At 37.3% G+C, this 18,824-nt stretch carries 18 protein-coding genes; 17 read left to right on the forward strand and 1 reads right to left on the reverse strand.

Annotated elements, in window-relative coordinates; translation table 11 throughout:
- Nucleotides 1-73: 73 nt before the first annotated feature.
- From hemW to deoC, 9 genes are all read left to right on the forward strand, one after another.
- On the forward strand, nucleotides 74-1,210 hold the full coding sequence (hemW, locus tag H1D32_RS19675) for a radical SAM family heme chaperone HemW (protein WP_261179919.1): 1,137 nt from the start codon (nucleotides 74-76) through the stop codon (nucleotides 1,208-1,210).
- Nucleotides 1,211-1,432: 222 nt separating this feature from the next.
- Nucleotides 1,433-2,467 carry a heat-inducible transcriptional repressor HrcA gene (gene hrcA, locus H1D32_RS19680; protein WP_261179920.1) on the forward strand — a complete coding sequence of 345 codons (1,035 nt, stop codon included), beginning with the start codon at nucleotides 1,433-1,435 and terminating at the stop codon, nucleotides 2,465-2,467.
- 133 nt (nucleotides 2,468-2,600) lie between these two features.
- Nucleotides 2,601-3,179, forward strand: a complete 579-nt coding sequence (gene grpE, locus H1D32_RS19685; RefSeq protein ID WP_261179921.1) for a nucleotide exchange factor GrpE — start codon at nucleotides 2,601-2,603, stop codon at nucleotides 3,177-3,179.
- Between the two features lie 36 nt (nucleotides 3,180-3,215).
- The gene (dnaK, locus tag H1D32_RS19690) at nucleotides 3,216-5,054 is read left to right on the forward strand and encodes a molecular chaperone DnaK (RefSeq protein ID WP_261179922.1); all 1,839 of its coding nucleotides are present in this window, start codon (nucleotides 3,216-3,218) and stop codon (nucleotides 5,052-5,054) included.
- A 154-nt stretch (nucleotides 5,055-5,208) separates the two neighbouring features.
- Nucleotides 5,209-6,327, forward strand: coding sequence for a molecular chaperone DnaJ (gene dnaJ, locus H1D32_RS19695; protein WP_261179923.1), 1,119 nt, complete (start codon nucleotides 5,209-5,211; stop codon nucleotides 6,325-6,327).
- Nucleotides 6,328-6,362: 35 nt separating this feature from the next.
- Nucleotides 6,363-7,304 carry a 50S ribosomal protein L11 methyltransferase gene (gene prmA, locus H1D32_RS19700; RefSeq protein ID WP_261179924.1) on the forward strand — a complete coding sequence of 314 codons (942 nt, stop codon included), beginning with the start codon at nucleotides 6,363-6,365 and terminating at the stop codon, nucleotides 7,302-7,304.
- Between the two features lie 80 nt (nucleotides 7,305-7,384).
- Entirely contained in the window at nucleotides 7,385-8,137 is a 753-nt protein-coding gene (locus H1D32_RS19705; RefSeq protein WP_261179925.1) for a 16S rRNA (uracil(1498)-N(3))-methyltransferase, read from the forward strand.
- 5 nt (nucleotides 8,138-8,142) lie between these two features.
- Nucleotides 8,143-9,486 (forward strand): tRNA (N(6)-L-threonylcarbamoyladenosine(37)-C(2))-methylthiotransferase MtaB, encoded by a 1,344-nt coding sequence (mtaB, locus tag H1D32_RS19710; protein ID WP_261179926.1) that lies wholly within the window; start codon nucleotides 8,143-8,145, stop codon nucleotides 9,484-9,486.
- 338 nt (nucleotides 9,487-9,824) lie between these two features.
- Nucleotides 9,825-10,496, forward strand: a complete 672-nt coding sequence (deoC, locus tag H1D32_RS19715) for a deoxyribose-phosphate aldolase (RefSeq protein ID WP_261179927.1) — start codon at nucleotides 9,825-9,827, stop codon at nucleotides 10,494-10,496.
- Nucleotides 10,497-10,603: 107 nt separating this feature from the next.
- On the opposite strand, the gene H1D32_RS19720 is transcribed toward deoC, so the two are convergent.
- Nucleotides 10,604-11,542 (reverse strand): Na/Pi symporter, encoded by a 939-nt coding sequence (locus tag H1D32_RS19720; protein ID WP_261179928.1) that lies wholly within the window; start codon nucleotides 11,540-11,542, stop codon nucleotides 10,604-10,606.
- Between the two features lie 426 nt (nucleotides 11,543-11,968).
- Between H1D32_RS19720 and rpsU the strand changes: the two genes are divergently transcribed.
- From rpsU to H1D32_RS19760, 8 genes are all read left to right on the forward strand, one after another.
- Nucleotides 11,969-12,142, forward strand: a complete 174-nt coding sequence (rpsU, locus tag H1D32_RS19725; RefSeq protein WP_071317389.1) for a 30S ribosomal protein S21 — start codon at nucleotides 11,969-11,971, stop codon at nucleotides 12,140-12,142.
- 18 nt (nucleotides 12,143-12,160) lie between these two features.
- Entirely contained in the window at nucleotides 12,161-12,604 is a 444-nt protein-coding gene (locus H1D32_RS19730; RefSeq protein ID WP_261180014.1) for a GatB/YqeY domain-containing protein, read from the forward strand.
- 277 nt (nucleotides 12,605-12,881) lie between these two features.
- Complete coding sequence (locus tag H1D32_RS19735) at nucleotides 12,882-14,219, forward strand: NfeD family protein (protein ID WP_261179929.1); 1,338 nt, start codon at nucleotides 12,882-12,884, stop codon at nucleotides 14,217-14,219.
- A gap of 101 nt (nucleotides 14,220-14,320) precedes the next feature.
- The gene (gene floA / locus H1D32_RS19740) at nucleotides 14,321-15,301 is read left to right on the forward strand and encodes a flotillin-like protein FloA (RefSeq protein ID WP_261179930.1); all 981 of its coding nucleotides are present in this window, start codon (nucleotides 14,321-14,323) and stop codon (nucleotides 15,299-15,301) included.
- Between the two features lie 73 nt (nucleotides 15,302-15,374).
- On the forward strand, nucleotides 15,375-15,899 hold the full coding sequence (locus tag H1D32_RS19745; protein ID WP_261179931.1) for a hypothetical protein: 525 nt from the start codon (nucleotides 15,375-15,377) through the stop codon (nucleotides 15,897-15,899).
- Nucleotides 15,900-16,276: 377 nt separating this feature from the next.
- On the forward strand, nucleotides 16,277-16,576 hold the full coding sequence (gene yqfC / locus H1D32_RS19750; protein WP_261179932.1) for a sporulation protein YqfC: 300 nt from the start codon (nucleotides 16,277-16,279) through the stop codon (nucleotides 16,574-16,576).
- A 17-nt stretch (nucleotides 16,577-16,593) separates the two neighbouring features.
- On the forward strand, nucleotides 16,594-17,781 hold the full coding sequence (yqfD, locus tag H1D32_RS19755) for a sporulation protein YqfD (protein WP_261179933.1): 1,188 nt from the start codon (nucleotides 16,594-16,596) through the stop codon (nucleotides 17,779-17,781).
- A gap of 5 nt (nucleotides 17,782-17,786) precedes the next feature.
- The gene (locus H1D32_RS19760) at nucleotides 17,787-18,755 is read left to right on the forward strand and encodes a PhoH family protein (protein ID WP_261179934.1); all 969 of its coding nucleotides are present in this window, start codon (nucleotides 17,787-17,789) and stop codon (nucleotides 18,753-18,755) included.
- The last annotated feature ends 69 nt before the right edge of the window (nucleotides 18,756-18,824 follow it).

Below are 18,824 nucleotides of genomic sequence, written 5' to 3' on the forward strand. Positions count from 1 at the left end.
GATGCAAATCTTTCAAGTAACTCAAAACTCAACCCTCAAAACTCAAAACTACATTAAAGAAGAAGGTGAACCCGTGTCTAAGCCAAAAGCAGTCTATATCCATATCCCTTTCTGTGAGCAGATTTGTCATTATTGTGATTTTAATAAAGTGTTTCTTAAAGGCCAGCCAGTAGATGAATACGTCGCAGCCGTCGAACAAGAAATGAAAGCCACAGTGGCAAAATTTCCTTTTGATGTTATTGACACTGTCTACATTGGTGGAGGCACACCATCAGCTTTATCAGCCACTCAGTTAGAGACCCTCTTAAGAGCGATTAATCAGATTTTTAAACCAAGTGGAGAATTTACTATTGAATTAAATCCTGGAAATGCTGATGCTGAAAAATTAGCAGTTATGAAAGCAGGAGGAATTAACCGTTTAAGTATTGGTGTTCAAGCTTTTCAAAAAGATTTGCTTCAAAAGATTGGCAGGACCCATGAAGAGAAAGATATTTATGAAACAATTGCAAGTGCTAGAAAACATGGGTTGGACAATATTTCAATTGACTTAATGTTCGGTTTACCTCAGCAAACAACTGAGATGTTTGCTGAAACTTTACAAAAAGCCATTGAGTTAGAAGTTCCACATTTTTCGGCATATTCTCTAAAGATAGAAGAAAAAACAGTCTTTCACCAACTGTTTCGAAAAGGGAAGCTGCAACTCCCTCCAGAAGATGATGAAGTAGCAATGTATGATCTGTTAATTAACACGTTAATCAGTAGCGGATATGAGCATTATGAAATCAGCAATTTTGGAAAAAAGGGATTTGAAAGCAAACACAATTTAACCTATTGGAACAATGAAGAATATTATGGTATCGGTGCGGGGGCGCATGGTTATGTCTACGGAAATAGGCATGCGAATGCTGGCCCAATAAAAAAGTACCTATCTCTTATTGAGACTACAGGTGTTTCAACTATTGAAAGTCATAAAGTAACAGACAATGAAAAAATCGAAGAGGAAATGTTTCTCGGACTTAGAAAAATTGAGGGAGTATCTGTTTCACTTTTTACAGAGCGATATCAAAAATCACCCTACGATCTTTTTGGAAAAGAAATTCAGCAATTAAGAGAACAAGGTCTATTAAAAGTAAGTAACGATAGGATTGCATTAACAAGGAGAGGATTATTTGTAGCTAACGAAGTATTTGAAAAATTCCTTCTTAATTAGTGTAGGGTGTAGTTCATACAAGCAAGACGGAGTTAAAAAAATGTCTAGACACTAAAGGGATTTATAGCACTTCGATCACTTCGAGCTTTAAGTCTAAAATCTACACTCAAAACTCCAAACTATCTTTTCAATATCATTGACAACGAGCCTAGATTTTTGGTAATTTATTATTGTTAGTAATTAGCACTCGACATAGATGAGTGCTAACAGAGGTGATATGATATGTTAACAGAGCGACAATTATTGATACTAAAAGCTATTGTTGATGATTACATTCGTTCCGCTGAACCAGTTGGTTCTAGAAGTGTGTCTAAAAGAGAAGACATCTCGTATAGCCCTGCTACCATCAGAAATGAGATGGCAGATTTAGAAGAACTCGGTTTTCTTGAAAAGCCACACAGTTCTGCTGGTAGAATACCTTCGCAAAAAGGCTATCGCTACTATGTAGATCAATTATTATCACCAGAAGAAATAGATAAGCCAGAGTTTGTTGACGTTAAATCTTTGTTCGTCCAAAAAATCCAGGAAGTTGAGCAAGTGATTGAACAATCAGCCCAAATTTTATCTAATTTGACGAGCTACACTTCAATTGCCTTGGGACCTGAAGTTTTTGAAACGAAGTTGCAGCATTTGCAAATCATTCCACTTTCAAAAGATACGGGAGTTGCCATTATCGTTACTGATACTGGTCATGTTGAGAAACAGTCCATCAAAATTCCTGAGGGAATGGAGTTATCAGATATTGAAATAATGGTGAACATTTTAAATGAGCGCCTTAAGGGAGTTTCAATGCTGGAGCTGAGAGGGAAGATCTTTTCTGAGGTTGGGGACGTGCTTAAAATGCACATCACGAACTATAAAGATATGCTGAAAATGGTTGAGCAATCGTTGAAACAAGAAAAGAATGACAAAATCTTTTTTGGTGGAAAAACAAACATCTTCTCTCAGCCGGAGTTTCGAGACGTTGATAAAGTTAAGCAAATAGTAGAGATGTTTGAAGAAAAGCAACTAATTCATCAAATATTTAGATCTGAAAACTCTGGGATTACAGTGAAAATAGGCCAAGAAAATAAACTACAGGCCATTGATCAGTGTAGTGTGATAACTGCGACTTATACTGTTGATGGAAAGCACTTAGGGACGATTGGAATTCTTGGACCAACCAGAATGGAATATCGGCGTGTGATTAGTGTCTTAGATTACCTATCTAAAGGTATGACAAATACATTAACTAGTTTGTATCAAAGGAATAAGTAATGGCAATATTGACAAAGAGTGAAAAAAATCTATCATTCTAATTGGTCGTTCATTTTCCCTCGATGATCGAAACTTCGATGATCGAGGAAGATTTCAAATATAGAGTAGTTATTTTGTTAGGGAGGTGAAATAGTTGGATCAAGCAAAACAACAAACACAAGAAGAACAAACAGATGTTCAAGCTGAAGTAGTTGAAAATGATGTTGTTAAGGCAGAACAACTAGATACAGAAGATGCAACTCAAGAACTTTTAACAGAAGAAGAAAAGCAAATTCAAGCACTTCAAGCGGAAGTGAAAGAATTGAATAATCGCCTTCTACGTTCGCAAGCGGATTACGATAATTTCCGTCGCAGAACTAGGCAAGATATGGAGGCGGCTACTAAATTTAGGGCACAAAGCCTTATAGAAGACTTAATCCCAGCCATCGATAACTTTGATCGTGCTTTAGCGGTAAAGGTAGAAAGTGATGATGCAAAAAGCTTGTTACAAGGAATGGAAATGGTTTATCGCCAACTTACTGATGCATTAAAAACTGAAGGCTTACAAGTAATTGATGCAGTTGGACAAAGTTTTGACCCACACTACCATCAAGCTGTTATGCAGGTCGAAAGTGACGAGTTTGAACCAAATCAGGTAGTTGAGGAACTTCAAAAAGGCTACAAATTAAAAGACCGTGTCATTCGACCGTCAATGGTTAAGGTTAGTCAATAATAGAAGGATTACATATATTTTTAGGAGGAATAATCAATGAGTAAAGTTATAGGTATTGATTTAGGTACAACAAATTCATGTGTAGCTGTAATGGAAGGTGGGGAAGCAACAGTTATCCCTAATCCAGAAGGAAATCGTACAACTCCATCAGTTGTTGCATTTAAAAATGGTGAGCGTTTAGTTGGTGAAGTTGCCAAGCGTCAAGCAATTACGAACCCAAATACGATCCAATCTATCAAACGTTATATTGGTACTGACCATAAAGTAGAAGTAGAAGGTAAACAATATACTCCACAAGAAATTTCAGCAATCATTCTGCAAAAACTTAAGGAAGATGCAGAAGCATATCTTGGTGAAAAAGTAACAAAGGCTGTTATTACTGTACCTGCATACTTCAATGACTCTCAACGTCAAGCAACAAAAGATGCTGGTAAAATTGCTGGTTTAGAAGTTGAGCGTATCGTCAATGAGCCAACTGCAGCTGCTCTAGCCTATGGTCTTGAAAAGCAAGAAGAGCAAACAATTCTTGTATATGATCTTGGTGGAGGTACGTTTGACGTATCGATCCTTGAATTAGGAGAAGGTTTCTTCGAAGTTAGAGCAACATCAGGAGACAATAAGCTTGGTGGAGATGACTTTGACCAAGTAATTATTGACCACTTAGTAGCTGAATTCAAGAAAGAAAATTCGATCGATTTAGCTCAAGATAAAATGGCATTACAACGTTTAAAAGATGCTGCAGAAAAAGCAAAGAAAGATTTATCAGGTGTAACATCAACGCAGATTTCTCTACCGTTTATTACGGCTGACGCTACAGGACCTAAGCACTTAGAGTTGACATTAACTCGTGCGAAGTTTGAAGAACTTTCAAGCAACCTTGTAGAACGTACGATGGGACCTACTCGTCAAGCTTTGAAAGATGCTGGAATGACACCAAGTGACATTCACAAAGTTGTTCTTGTTGGTGGATCTACACGTATTCCTGCTGTACAAGAAGCAATCAAAAAGTTAACTGGGAAAGACCCTCATAAAGGCGTAAACCCTGATGAAGTAGTTGCGTTAGGGGCAGCTGTTCAAGCAGGTGTTTTGACTGGTGAAGTTAAAGATGTTGTTTTACTAGACGTAACTCCGCTATCTCTTGGTATTGAAACAATGGGGGGCGTATTTACAAAACTGATTGATCGTAACACAACAATTCCAACTAGTAAGTCACAAGTATTCTCGACTGCTAGTGATAATCAACCTTCTGTTGATATTCACGTACTTCAAGGTGAGCGTCAAATGGCTGCTGATAACAAAACATTAGGTAGATTCCAGTTATCGGATATTCCACCAGCACCACGTGGTATCCCACAAATTGAAGTTACATTTGATATCGATGCAAACGGAATTGTGAATGTTAAGGCAAAAGACCTTGGAACTAATAAAGAACAATCAATTACAATTACATCTTCTTCAGGTTTAACTGATGATGAAATTGAAAAAATGGTGAAAGATGCGGAAGCAAATGCTGAAGCGGATAAGAAGCGTCGTGAAGAAGTAGATCTTCGCAATGAAGCAGATCATTTAGTCTTTACAACAGAGAAGACTTTAAAAGACCTTGAAGGTAAAGTTGATGAAGCTGAAGTAGCAAAAGCTAATGAAGCAAAAGAAAAGGTTAAAACTGCTTTAACTGGAACTGATATCGAAGCAATTAAAACGGCTAAAGATGAACTTCAAGAATTAGTTCAAGCTCTATCTGTTAAGCTTTACGAACAAGCAGCACAAGCGGCTCAAGCAGCACAAGGCGGGGAAGACGCTCAAGCTGGGGAAACAAAAGCAGACGACAATGTTGTTGATGCAGAGTATGAAGAAGTAAAGGAAGATAAGAAATAAATCTTCTTTCTAAAGAGATTAGAGAAAAAAGTCAAAGTCCCGCTCTATAGGCTTTGACTTTTTTCCACATTAACACAAAAGTAGGTCTCTACTTCACATTTTTTAGGGATAGTGTTAAGATATTCGTTATGTAATAAATTCGGGAGTGGGTTCAATGAGTAAACGAGACTTTTATGATGTGTTAGGGGTCGACAAAAACGCATCTGCAGAAGAAATTAAAAAATCATACCGGAAATTAGCTCGTCAATACCATCCAGACGTAAATAAAGAAGCGGATGCTGAGAGTAAGTTTAAGGAAGTAAAAGAAGCTTATGATACGCTAAATGATCCGCAAAAGAAGGCTCATTATGATCAATTTGGTCATACTGATCCAAATCAAGGTTTTGGTGGCGGTGACTTCGGCGGTGGTTTTGGTGATATATTTGATATGTTCTTTGGCGGTGGTGCTTCAAGAAGAAATCCGAATGCACCAAGGCAAGGAGCAGATTTGCAATATACGATGACTTTAGAGTTTAAAGAAGCTGTTTTTGGGAAAGAAACAGATATCGAAATTCCTAAAGAAGAAACGTGTGATACATGTTTTGGAAGTGGTGCTAAGCCTGGTACAAAACCAGAAACATGTTCTCATTGTAATGGCTCAGGGCAATTAAATGTTGAACAAAACACACCATTTGGACGTGTTGTAAATAGACGTGTTTGTAACCATTGTGATGGTACTGGGAAATTTATTAAAGACAAATGTAAAACTTGTGCAGGAAAAGGTAAAGTCCGTAAACGAAAAAAAATCCACGTTAAGATTCCTGCTGGAATTGACAGTGGTCAACAAATTCGTTTATCTGGCCAAGGAGAAGCAGGGGTAAATGGAGGTCCTCCAGGTGATCTATATGTTGTCTTCAATGTGAAACCACATGAGTTTTTCGAGCGTGATGGAGATGATCTATACTGTGAAATGCCAATTACCTTTGTTCAAGCAACATTAGGTGATGAGGTTGAAGTTCCTACATTACAAGGCAAAATTAAATTGAAAATACCTGCTGGTACACAAACAGGAACGAATTTTAGGCTTAGAGGAAAAGGAATTCCAAATGTACGTGGGTATGGCCAAGGTGATCAACATATCAAGGTTCGAGTTATCACACCAAAGAATCTAACAGAAAAGCAAAAAGACTTGCTTAGAGAATTTGGAGAATTAACAGGAAATCAAGCTCAAGATGAACAAAATGAAAACTTTTTCTCAAAAGTTAAGCGTGCGTTTAAGAGCTTTAATGATTAATTAAAATTAATGAGGAAGATGGAGTTGGTATTCATATGAAATGGTCAGAATTAAGTATTCATACAACACAAGAGGCTGTTGAACCTGTATGTAACATCTTACATGAAGCAGGTGCTAGTGGGGTAGTAATTGAAGATCCTGAAGACCTTGTGAAGGAACGGGAAGATCATTTTGGTGAAATCTATCAGCTATCTCCTAACGATTATCCTGAAGAAGGAGTTATCATTAAAGCTTACCTTCAAGTGAATAGTTTTCTAGGTGAAACTGTTGACGGCATTAAAGATGCCATCAACGGTTTGCTCATTTATGGAATTGATATTGGTCATAACACAGTTAAAATAAGTGAAGTAAATGAAGAAGAGTGGGCGACTGCATGGAAGAAATACTATAAGCCTGTAAAAATCTCTAAGTACATTACGATTACTCCAACTTGGGAAGAGTATATTCCACAGAGTGAGGACGAATGCATTATTGAACTTGATCCTGGGATGGCCTTTGGAACTGGGACACATCCAACCACAGTACTCTGCATCCAGGCAATTGAAAAGAAGATTACTGCTAACGATCATGTCATTGATGTCGGAACTGGTACCGGCGTTTTAAGCATTGCGGCGGCAAAATTAGGAGCAGAAAAAGTCCTAGCGCTTGATTTAGACGAGGTTGCCGTGCAAAGTGCTACAATAAACGTGAAGCTTAATAAAGTTCAAGATACTGTTACTGTAAAACAAAATAATTTACTTGAACAAGTGACAGGAGAGGTCGATGTAGTAGTCGCAAATATTTTAGCCGAAGTAATCTTGCGCTTTATTGATGATGCTAGAAGGATCCTTAAAAATGATGGCACATTTATCACATCCGGCATTATTAGAAATAAAAGACAGGAAGTTGAACATGCGCTATTAGAAAACGGCTTTATTATTGAGGAAACACTTGAAATGGATGATTGGATCGCCTTTATTGCAAAGAACAACAAATAATTGTAGATGTTTGAACTGCAAAACTTGAGCCAAAAGCAAGGCTCAAGTTTTGTAAGTAATTCCTTTTGGTGGTGGAACTTGTGCAAAGGTATTTTGTAGCAAATAATCAGCTAAATGACTTAAATTTTTCGATTAGTGGCGAAGACGTGAAGCACATAACTAAGGTCATGAGAATGGACCAAGGAGATCAACTGATTTGCATTAATGAAGATGGTCTCGTAGCCTTATGTGAAATTGTCACTACCTCCAATCATGCAGTCAGTGGCACTGTCGTTAAAGTGTTAACTGAACAAACGGAACTTCCGGTAAAAGTTACCGTTGCACAAGGGCTTCCTAAAGGTGATAAACTAGAGTTAATTGTCCAAAAAGGAACAGAGCTTGGAGCACATGCTTTTTTGCCTTTCGGAGCTCATCGTTCTATTGTAAAGTGGGACGATAAAAAAGCTGAAAAAAAATTAGAACGCCTCGGAAAAATTGCGAAAGAGGCTGCTGAGCAATCGTACCGAAACGTCATTCCTAAGGTATTGAATAGCTTATCTTTTAAACAGCTTGTTAAAGAAAGTGTACACTATGACATTAAAATAGTTGCATTCGAAGAACAAGCGAAGCAAGGTGAAAAAACAAATTTAGTTACAACTCTTCAAAAGACCAAAGCTGGAGACTCTATCTTAGTAGTGATTGGACCTGAAGGTGGCTTAACGGGTGAAGAGGTAACAGAACTAGAAAAGGTAGGCTTTATTCCCTGCTCTTTTGGACCAAGAATTTTACGAACGGAAACTGCTGCAATGTATTTTTTAAGTGCAGTTTCATATCATTTTGAGATGTTGAGGTGATGAGTATGCCGTCAGTTGCATTTCATACGTTAGGGTGTAAAGTTAACCATTATGAAACAGAAGCAATTTGGCAATTATTCCAACAAAATGGCTATGAGAAGAAAGATTTTGAAACAATAGCCGATGTTTATGTGATAAATACATGTACTGTAACAAATACAGGTGACAAAAAAAGTAGACAAGTAATTCGTAGGGCTGTTCGTAGAAATCCTGATGCAGTTATTTGTGTGACAGGTTGTTATGCCCAAACGTCTCCTGCCGAAATTATGAATATTCCTGGTGTTGATATCGTTGTTGGTACACAAGATCGTACGCGAATGCTTGAATACATTGAACAGTATAATCTTGAACGTCAGCCTATTAATGCAGTTGGTAATATTATGAAGGCTAGGGTTTATGAGGAGCTAGACGTACCAGCTTTTACAGATCGTACTCGTGCCTCTTTGAAGATACAAGAAGGATGTAATAACTTCTGTACGTTTTGCATCATTCCATGGGCTAGAGGTTTAATGCGCTCGCGTGACCCTAAAGATGTTATTAAACAAGCTACACAACTTGTTGCTGCTGGCTATAAGGAAATTGTTCTTACAGGTATTCATACAGGTGGGTATGGTGAGGACATGAAGGATTATAGTTTAGCCAAGCTTCTAAAAGAGTTAGAATCTGTTAAAGGCTTAAAGAGAATACGAATTTCGTCGATTGAAGCAAGCCAAATTTCCGATGAAGTTATTCAGGTAATCAATGACTCTGAAAAAATTGTTCGCCATTTGCATATTCCGCTTCAATCTGGCTCTGATACAGTTTTGAAGAGAATGCGTCGTAAGTATACAATGGAATTCTTTGCTGAACGTCTTGATCGTTTGAAAGAAGCTTTACCAGGTCTTGCTGTGACTAGTGATGTAATCGTCGGTTTTCCAGGGGAAACTGCTGAAGAGTACCAGGAAACGTTTGATTTTATTGCAAAACATAAGTTTTCAGAGTTACATGTTTTCCCTTATTCGAAACGAACAGGTACCCCTGCAGCCAGAATGGAAGACCAGGTTGATGAGGAAGTAAAAAATGAAAGAGTTCATAAGTTAATTGAGCTATCTAACCAATTGGCTAAAGAATACGCTTCACAGTTCGAAGGAGAAGTACTAGAGGTTATTCCTGAGGATCGTGATGATCAAGAAAGTGGTTATTTTATTGGATACACGGATAATTATTTAAAAGTGAAATTTGCTGCTTCAGAAGATATGATTGGAAAGCTAGTGAAAGTTAAAATTGCTAAAGCGGGTTATCCTGTTAATTATGGTGAATTTGTCCGGGTAATTGAAGATGAGTTGCATGAAATAGAAGTAAATAGTTAATTCTAACTCCTAGCAAGGTTTCTTGTTAGGAGTTTTTAGTTATTATCTTAAGGCTCTTTTCTAAACGCTTTTTTCTAAAAGATTGCTCCTGCGGTTACTCGTCGCACAAAAAAACTTGTTGCTTTTTAACCTAAAATAATTGGAGAAATTTGTTAGATGAAGATATCACCCATTAAATTGAGTAAGAAAAGAGCACTACCTACTAAATAAGTAGTGAAATCTTAGTATTTACTCAAGCAACAAACTTTGCGAAAACAGTCTATATTAAATATAGTATTTTCAAAATATTAATGATATGATGTGAGATGTACGTACAACTTAAAAAGGGGGTAAAATCTATGAGTGAACATTTAGCGCGTATGATCGATCATACTCTACTAAAAGCAAATGCAACAGAGGCAGAAATCATTACATTAGCAAACGAAGCAAAGGAATATAATTTTGCTTCTGTATGTGTTAATCCAACATGGGTACATAAAACAGCGGAAATTCTTCAAGGAACGGAAGTAAAGGTTTGTACCGTTATTGGTTTTCCATTAGGTGCAACAACTTCAGCAGTTAAGGCGTTCGAAACAAAAAATGCCATTGAAAATGGGGCTACTGAAGTTGATATGGTAATTAATATAAGTGCACTAAAAGATAAGAATTATGAGTTAGTTGAGCAGGATATCCGTGCTGTAGTTGAAGCTGCCAAAGGGAAAGCACTAACAAAAGTAATTATTGAAACATCCTTATTATCTGATGAAGAAAAAGTTCAGGCATGCGAACTAGCTGTGAAGGCTGGAACAGATTTTGTTAAGACTTCTACAGGATTTTCTACTGGTGGGGCTACTGTGGCAGACATTGCCTTAATGAGAAAAACAGTCGGTCCTGACATCGGTGTAAAAGCATCAGGAGGCGTTCGTGACCGGGAAACTGCACTCGCAATGGTAGAAGCAGGTGCAACCCGAATTGGGGCTAGCGCAGGGATATCTATCGTTAAAGGTGAAAAATCAGACGCAACCTACTAAAAAGTGAGCCATTGGCTCACTTTTTTAGTTTTTAGTTAGGAGTTAAGAGTTAAATTAGCAAGCTACGAAGCAAAGCAAAAAAAACTCAAAACTCAAAACTCAAAACTCTACACTCTGAACTGCTCTTTCCCATGTAACGTGTTTATCAAATTAGCGAACAGTGCTACGAAAGGTAAAACTGCTAAGGATGAGATGATATTAAAGATCGTACCTGCATGTGCTAACTGTAGATTCGGAATCGTTGTTAAGCTAGCAGATACTGTGCCTAGCCAACCGATAAATGGGAAAAAAACTAAGACCCCAATAATATTTAACCAAATGTGCGCAAAAGCAACTAATTTTGCTGGTCTACTTGCGCCAACGCTTGCTAAGAAAGCAGTTAAACAAGTCCCGATGTTTGCGCCTAGGATTATCCCAATCCCAGCAGGTAGTGCTAATACCTGATCATTCATAAATCCCATAGCAATAGCTGTAGTTGCAGTACTTGATTGAATAAGTGCAGAAAGAACAGCACCGACAGCAATAGCAATCAGGTTGTTTTCGTTTGTTAACTGCAAGAAATTATATGCAGTAGGAATAGAGGCGATAGGATAAGCAAGCTTTTCTAATCCTTGCATTGCTACAAAAATACAGCCTAGACCAAAAGAAACACATCCGAGACAATAGGCGATATGCTTTCTCGTATTTAATAAAATAACGCCAATAACCAACAAAGGAATGACTGCAGATGTAATGTTAAAAGCAATTAATTCAGTCGTAAAACAAGTACCAATATTGGTTCCGAGAATTATCCCGATTGACTGCCTAAACGTTAAGTATCCTGCAGCTACTAAACCTACGGTCATCACCATTACTGCTGAACTACTTTGTAAAATTGCTGTAACAATGGTACCGACTAATAAACCTTTCCAAGGTGTACTAGTCATCTTCATTAAAGTAACTTTTAGTCGGTCTTGTGATAAATTTACTAAACCAGTTCTCATTACCGTCATGCCAAAAAGAAATATCGTTATATAAACAGCAAATAAAGAAAATAATTCTCCCATAAATCTCACCTCTTTATCATTTCTATGGACAAGTGAGTACAGGCATGACTAATAAAAAATAAAAATTAGAAAAAGGTTGTTAGGCCAAGGGGAAGAGGCACTATTTTATTTTTTGAAGGTTAAGGAAGCATAAGCGTTTTTAGAATAAGATGTCTAGCTCAAGCCCCCAGCCCCTCGAGGTCATATAGCCTTCGAGAGAAAAAGTGAACTTCCTACTTAGTAGCGGAAATAATGAAATGTGAAATTCATTAAATCGAAAAAACAATAAAAAAGTTGACCTAAAATTGTCGTTATATTATAATCTTAAAAGACATGTTTTTTCACTGTCGCTAATTAGCGATTGTTTCACTATTTTTTAGCCTCTAATATAGGAGAGCTATGTAAAACATGTTTTCATTGGTTGTTTCGGAGGGAGGGAAATTAAAGATGGCAGAGACTCGTGTTCGCAAAAATGAATCGATTGACGCTGCTCTTCGTCGCTTCAAAAAGTCAATATCTAGAGAAGGTACTTTGGCTGAAGTGAAAAAGCGTAAGCACTATGAAAAGCCTAGTGTAAAACGCAAGAAAAAGTCAGAGGCAGCAAGGAAGCGTAAGTTCTAATAAGAGAGGGTGTTGGATTTGAATCTTCTTGATCGTTTAACTGTTGATATGAAGGAAGCGATGAAGAATAAGGAAAAGCAAAGGCTCTCTGTTATTCGTATGGTTAAATCAGCTTTACAAAACGAAGCGATTAAACTTAAGAAAGAACTTACAGAAGACGAAGCACTCACTGTTCTTAATCGCGAGCTTAAACAACGCAAAGATTCCCTCCATGAGTTTGAAAAGGCTAATCGTGAAGATCTAGCCGAAAAAGTACGAGAAGAAGTTGTTATTTTAAAAGCTTACATGCCAGAGCAATTATCAGAAGAAGAAGTTGCTGAAATCGTCAAATCGACAATCCAAGAAATTGGTGCTACTTCAAAAGCTGATATGGGGAAGGTAATGGGAGCGATTATACCAAAAGTTAAAGGAAAAACTGATGGTTCAGTAGTAAATCGACTTGTACAACAATATTTATCATAAATAAAACAACGTCTTGTCTAGCACAAGGCGTTTTTTATATGCTTAGGTATTTAGATTGATATAGTAAGGTAATGATGAATTTCACTCAATTTAATGAATTTCATATTGTATTATTTCAAATAAGTCTATTTGTAATCATAGAAACTAGCTTGATTTCAGGTGATTATAAAATTCGTTTATTTATTTTTAAAAAAGCGGGAACTTTCCTATACTAGAAACGTATATGTAATGTCTGTTATTTATTGAATTTACATAACTACAAGAAAGGAGGATGTTCATGAGTAAATTAGTAATGAGACGAATGTTTTTTCTATCACTAATCGCCTGTGCTATTGTCATTTGGATAGCACAACCTCCAGCACATAGTCAGTCTAGTAATGATGTAGTTTACTTTATACCTGTCGAGCAATCGGTAGAACGTGGTCTAGAAGCCTTCTTGAGGCGTGCACTTTCTACCGCTGTTGAAGAAGGCGCGACACACATTGTCCTTGAAATAGATACTCCAGGAGGCCTTGTGGATGCTGCCACAGAGATCGCTTACTTAATCAGACAGACAGAAGTCCCGATTACAGCCTATGTTATCGGAAAAGCGTGGTCAGCTGGAGCTTACATAGCCCTAAATGCTGATCAAATTGTCATGGCGCCTGGAACGACTATGGGTTCGGCTGCTGTTATAGATGGTGCTGGAAATGCTGCCGAGGACAAAATGCAGTCAGCATGGCTTGCGACACTCGAAGAGGCTGCAAAGCTTAATGGTCGAGATCCAATTTATGCGAGAGCCATGGCAGATACTAGTGTTAACCTACCAGAAGTAGGAGCTGGAGAGGGGAAACTACTAACTTTAACTTCAGGTGATGCGATTAAAGTAGGGTATGCTGAAGCGATTGCAAATGATCGTGATCATTTGTTAACATTTTTGGAAGCAGAAAATGCCGTAATAAAAGATTTAGAAGTAAGCTTTGCTGAGAAAATTGCCCGGTTTGTAACACATCCTGTAATCATTCCGATCTTACTTTCGATTGGGAGCTTAGGTTTAGTTTTAGAATTGTATTCGCCAGGGTTTGGTATACCAGGAATTATGGGGCTTTCTGCATTGTTTTTATTCTTTTTCGGTCATTTAGTGGCTGGATTTGCTGGATTTGAAGTGGTGATTTTATTTGTTGCGGGTATTGTTCTGATCATTGTAGAAATCTTTTTCCCGGGCTTCGGAATATTTGGTATTCTTGGGATTGTCGCAATTATTGGCAGTATGGTTCTAGCTTCGTATTCAACTGTCAATATTTTGTTGTCGATTTTAATAGCTGTCGTCGTAACAGTTGTCGTTTCTGTGTTCTTCTTTAAGTATTTTGGCTATAAAGGCCCGTTAAAGAAAATGATACTTACGTATGCAACAACGTCAGAGCAAGGATATGTATCTAATCCGACGAGGCAAGAACTTGTAGGTAAGGTAGGCTACACTTCAACAGTGTTAAGACCTTCAGGGACAGTCATTTTTGATGATGAACGACTAGACGTTATATCAGAAGGTGGATTTATCTCACAAGGGAAAAAAGTTAAAATTGTAGCAACTCAAGGCTCTAGAATTGTAGTTCGTGAAGTCGAAGATCAGTCATAGTTTTTACTTACCTTAAGGATAACATTTGCAATGTTCCAATGTTTATGGGTATCTTTAGTAGTGTAGATTAATTTTTTTAAATATTAAGGAGGAAATAAAAAATGCCACAAGAAATCTTTTTACTCATTATTGTAGGTTTATTTATTATTGGTTTTGCGGTGTTATTTACGTTTGTACCAGTAATGCTTTGGATTTCTGCGTTAGCTGCAGGGGTTCGTGTTGGGATTTTCACATTAGTAGGGATGAGACTTCGTCGCGTAATTCCTGCGCGTGTTGTTAATCCGTTAATTAAAGCTGTTAAAGCAGGACTTGAGTTAAACATTAACCAGCTTGAAGGACATTACTTAGCTGGTGGTAATGTCGACCGTGTCGTAAATGCATTAATTGCTGCACAAAGAGCAAACATCGATTTAAGTTTTGAACGTGCTGCTGCGATTGATCTTGCAGGTCGTGATGTGTTAGAAGCGGTTCAAATGAGCGTTAATCCAAAGGTTATTGAAACACCTTTTATTGCTGGTGTTGCTATGGATGGAATTGAAGTAAAAGCAAAGGCACGTATTACAGTTCGTGCAAATATTGACCGCTTAGTCGGGGGTGCTGGTGAAGATACTGTAATTGCTCGTGTAGGGGAAGGGATTGTATCTACCATCGGTTCTGCCAATAGTCATAAAAAAGTATTAGAAAATCCTGATTTAATTTCTCAGACAGTGTTATCTAAAGGGTTAGATGCTGGAACGGCTTTTGAAATATTGTCCATTGATATCGCGGATATTGATATCGGTAAAAATATTGGTGCAGAGCTTCAAACTGACCAAGCGGAAGCTGATAAGAAGATTGCTCAAGCGAAAGCAGAAGAGCGTCGTGCGATGGCTGTCGCGACAGAACAAGAGATGAAGGCAAGAGTAGAAGAAATGAGAGCGAAGGTTGTTGAGTCAGAAGCACAAGTACCACTTGCTATGGCAGAAGCTTTACGATCAGGTAACCTTGGAGTTATGGATTATATGAACATCCAAAACATTATGGCTGATACTGATATGAGAGACTCAATTGGTAAAGCTACTGATGAGGATAAAAAGAAATAAGCAAGGTCCTAAAAACAATGTACCATTTTAGCATTTTTTTCTAGTTCTTACATTAGAAAGGAGGCCGTAAAATATGGAGGATCTCCTAAGAATATTTACAAATCCGATTTTACTTTTCTTTATCATTGGTGCCATTCTCAATTATTTAAAAAAGGGAAATGAACAAGAAGAAGAAAAGGGAAAGAGGAAGCCAGGCTCACCAGTTAGACAAGAAACGCAACAAAAAGAGGTAGATTGGCGAGAAATTTTCCGACAAGAAGCTCAAACGGAGCCAGCTCAAAAGAAGCAACAGCCTCAGTCATATTCTTATAGTGAGCCAAAGGAAATCTCGGCTGAAGTTCAACGTAGAAATGAGCTCTTAGAGAAATACGAAAAAGCGAAGAAAAATAAGGAAACTGCAAAAAGAACCGAGCGCATCTCAAAAGAGTCACCTATATATAAAGACGATATTACAGCATCTAATCCGGTAACGTTAGACTTTTCCAATATTACTAGAGATGAGGCTGTTAAAGGGATCGTTTGGTCAGAGGTACTAGGAAAGCCACGATCCAAAGGCTCATATCGCCCTACTTTAAATACAAGAAGAAAACAAGGTTAAGCATAATGCTTAGCCTTGTTTTTTTTTGTAAGTTGAGTAAACGTTTTTAGTAGTTAATATCCTGCTCCACTGCCCAGCTCCTCGGGAACAAAAACAATTGTTCACTTAAACGCTACCTCTGTGGTCCAGCGGGTCCTAGAGGCAAAGCTACAAGTAGAAACTCTAGAAGTGTGAACGAGGTCAGTTGCTTTTGTCAGGTCTTAACGTTTGCGCTTTTCTTATTCTTTTACTTTGTTTGCCCAAAAAAAAATCACATTTTCAACTTTGCACTTTACATTCTCAATTGTATCTCGTAGCTTTCCTTCTTAGATTAGAAAAAAGTGTGATACCCTTTCAGTTTTGAACATAAAAATGATATGAAAGGGGGTTCGTTACATATGAGGAAGATAAATAAGATGGTCAGAAAATGGATGACAGATAAAATGGAACTTCCTGCAGATGTCATGATGGATCTTCCAAGAATTACGATGATTGGTCAATTGCATATTTATATTGAAAATCACCGTGGCGTCTTAAAATTTTCAAATCAAGAATTAAGATTGTTATTAGAGCAGGGTCAGCTATTAATAAAAGGCAATCATTTTGTTATTAAAACAATTTTACCAGAAGAACTACTGTTAGAAGGAATTATTGACCAAGTCATTTACATAAATGAAAATGCGCAGAAAAAAAGGTAGTTAGGAGTGAAAAGTGAATGAAGAATTCATGGACAAATACAATTTCAGGTTTTTCAAGAATAAAAGTGGTTGGGAAATATACCGAGCTATTCTTGAACAGATGTATTCGGGAAAACGTTTCTATTTGGCATATTCGCCGTGTTGGAGATGAAACAATTGTTTGTTATGTTGCATTAGAAGATGTAAAACGGCTCCGCCCAATTGTTAAAGAAACGAAAGTGAAGTTGTATTTTATTGAGAGAAGGGGAATGCCGTTTTTTGTTAAAAAGATGATATCAAGAACTGGGTTTGTTGCAGGGGTATTAAGCTTTGTCGCTATTTTATTTATTTTATCAAACATGGTTTGGGATGTATCAATTGAAGGGGCATCTCCTAAAGTAGAATATCAACTATCGCAAGCAGTTCAAGAATTAGGTATAAAGAAAGGGAGATTTCACTTTCTACTCCCAAGCGTTGAAGAGATCCAAATGAAGGTAACTTCGGAGATTGAGGAAGCAACTTGGATAGGTGTGACTTTGAATGGGACGACCTACCACTTTAATGTAGTCGAGCAGACGTTTCCAGAAAAACAAGAACCTATTCCTCCACGTCATTTGGTTTCAAAGAAAAAAGCAATTATCTATGATATTTTTGTTGAACAAGGGCAGGGAAAAGTGGTACCAAATGATTTCGTTGATAAAGGTGAGATGTTAATTAGTGGTTTTATTGGCAAGGAAGGTAAGATGGAAATAGCCCCGGCAAAAGGGGAAATTTTTGGCGAAGTTTGGTACAAGTCTAACGTGTCCATTCCATTAGTAAGTGAATTTTCGACGCTTACAGGAGAGAATAAGAAGAATTATTCACTATCAATCCTAAATGTTAACGTGCCGATTTGGGGTTTTGGAAAACCGGAATTCACTGAATATGAAATAAATGAATATAGTAGCAACTTTAAGTTTTTAAAGTGGGTGTTACCAATTAAATATAACCGTAAATATTTTTTAGAAAAGGAAACACTAATAGTGGAATATAGTACTGAAGAAGCTAGAAGCCTTGCTACGCAAATGGCTAGAGAAGAATTAACAAAAAAGTTGGATGAAGATGCAGTCATAAAACGGGAAAAAGTTTTGCACGAAACAATCGAGAATGGTAAAGTAAAATTAATGATACACTACCAAGTAATAGAAGATATCGCAATTTCACAACCAATCATTCAAGGAGATTGAGAATATTGTCTGAAAAGCTTATAGACTTACAATTAGAGAATGCAAACGAGGCACAAAATTTATTTGGACCAAACGACATTCATTTAAAACGTATGGAAGAAAAGTTAGATGTTACAATCGTAACTAGAGGTGAAAAGATTTTAGTTACTGGAGAAGACGCGCAAATAGCTGTCGTTGTTGAGGTAATAGATGCTCTTCTTATTTTAATTCGTAAGGGAACTCACATTTCAGAGCGAGATATTATTTACGCAGTCCAACTTGCTGAAAGAGGTATGCTTGAAGAGTTACTGGAATTATATCAAGAAAAAATAGCAATGAATGTTAAAGGAAAGCCTATTTTAGTAAAAACATTAGGTCAACGCCATTATGTTTCAGCGATTAGAAAACGTGATATTGTCTTTGGAATCGGGCCAGCAGGTACAGGAAAGACGTACCTAGCGGTTGTTATGGCTGTTAACGCCTTAAAAGATGGGCACGTGAAACGGATCGTCTTAACGAGGCCTGCAGTTGAAGCTGGAGAGAGTTTAGGTTTCTTACCAGGTGACTTAAAAGAAAAGGTTGATCCATACTTACGTCCTTTATATGATGCTATGCATGATGTTTTAGGTGTAGAGCAAACTGTAAGACTAATGGAGCGAGGAACGATTGAGGTAGCACCGTTAGCATATATGCGTGGACGCACATTGGATGATTCATTTGTCATTTTAGATGAAGCGCAAAATACAACATCAGAACAAATCAAAATGTTTTTAACAAGATTAGGATTTGGATCTAAAATGGTGATTACTGGCGATCTAACACAAATCGACTTACCTAAAGGAAAAAAATCAGGTTTACGGACTGCTCTTGAAGTGTTAGAAAACGTTCATGGTATTGATTTTATACACTTGCAAGCTGCGGATGTTGTTCGTCATACCTTAGTACAAAAAGTTATTAATGCGTATGAAAAACAAGAAAATATTATTGAAAAATAAATAATTCCCAAAAACAGTAATGATCTTGTAACCTGCTTACAAATTTAATATTGTATAATAAAATTGAGA

This window comes from Anaerobacillus sp. CMMVII (assembly GCF_025377685.1).
Lineage (GTDB): Bacteria > Bacillota > Bacilli > Bacillales > Anaerobacillaceae > Anaerobacillus.

What these genes read in the sequence shown, in the direction of transcription:
- hrcA (WP_261179920.1), top strand. Translation starts at nt 1,433, where the DNA reads ATGTTAACAGAGCGACAATTATTGATACTAAAAGCTATTGTTGATGAT.
- dnaK (WP_261179922.1), top strand. Translation starts at nt 3,216, where the DNA reads ATGAGTAAAGTTATAGGTATTGATTTAGGTACAACAAATTCATGTGTA.
- dnaJ (WP_261179923.1), top strand. Translation starts at nt 5,209, where the DNA reads ATGAGTAAACGAGACTTTTATGATGTGTTAGGGGTCGACAAAAACGCA.
- prmA (WP_261179924.1), top strand. Translation starts at nt 6,363, where the DNA reads ATGAAATGGTCAGAATTAAGTATTCATACAACACAAGAGGCTGTTGAA.
- mtaB (WP_261179926.1), top strand. Translation starts at nt 8,143, where the DNA reads ATGCCGTCAGTTGCATTTCATACGTTAGGGTGTAAAGTTAACCATTAT.
- deoC (WP_261179927.1), top strand. Translation starts at nt 9,825, where the DNA reads ATGAGTGAACATTTAGCGCGTATGATCGATCATACTCTACTAAAAGCA.
- H1D32_RS19720 (WP_261179928.1), bottom strand. Translation starts at nt 11,542, where the DNA reads ATGGGAGAATTATTTTCTTTATTTGCTGTTTATATAACGATATTTCTT.
- rpsU (WP_071317389.1), top strand. Translation starts at nt 11,969, where the DNA reads ATGGCAGAGACTCGTGTTCGCAAAAATGAATCGATTGACGCTGCTCTT.
- H1D32_RS19735 (WP_261179929.1), top strand. Translation starts at nt 12,882, where the DNA reads ATGAGTAAATTAGTAATGAGACGAATGTTTTTTCTATCACTAATCGCC.
- floA (WP_261179930.1), top strand. Translation starts at nt 14,321, where the DNA reads ATGCCACAAGAAATCTTTTTACTCATTATTGTAGGTTTATTTATTATT.
- H1D32_RS19745 (WP_261179931.1), top strand. Translation starts at nt 15,375, where the DNA reads ATGGAGGATCTCCTAAGAATATTTACAAATCCGATTTTACTTTTCTTT.
- yqfC (WP_261179932.1), top strand. Translation starts at nt 16,277, where the DNA reads ATGAGGAAGATAAATAAGATGGTCAGAAAATGGATGACAGATAAAATG.
- yqfD (WP_261179933.1), top strand. Translation starts at nt 16,594, where the DNA reads ATGAAGAATTCATGGACAAATACAATTTCAGGTTTTTCAAGAATAAAA.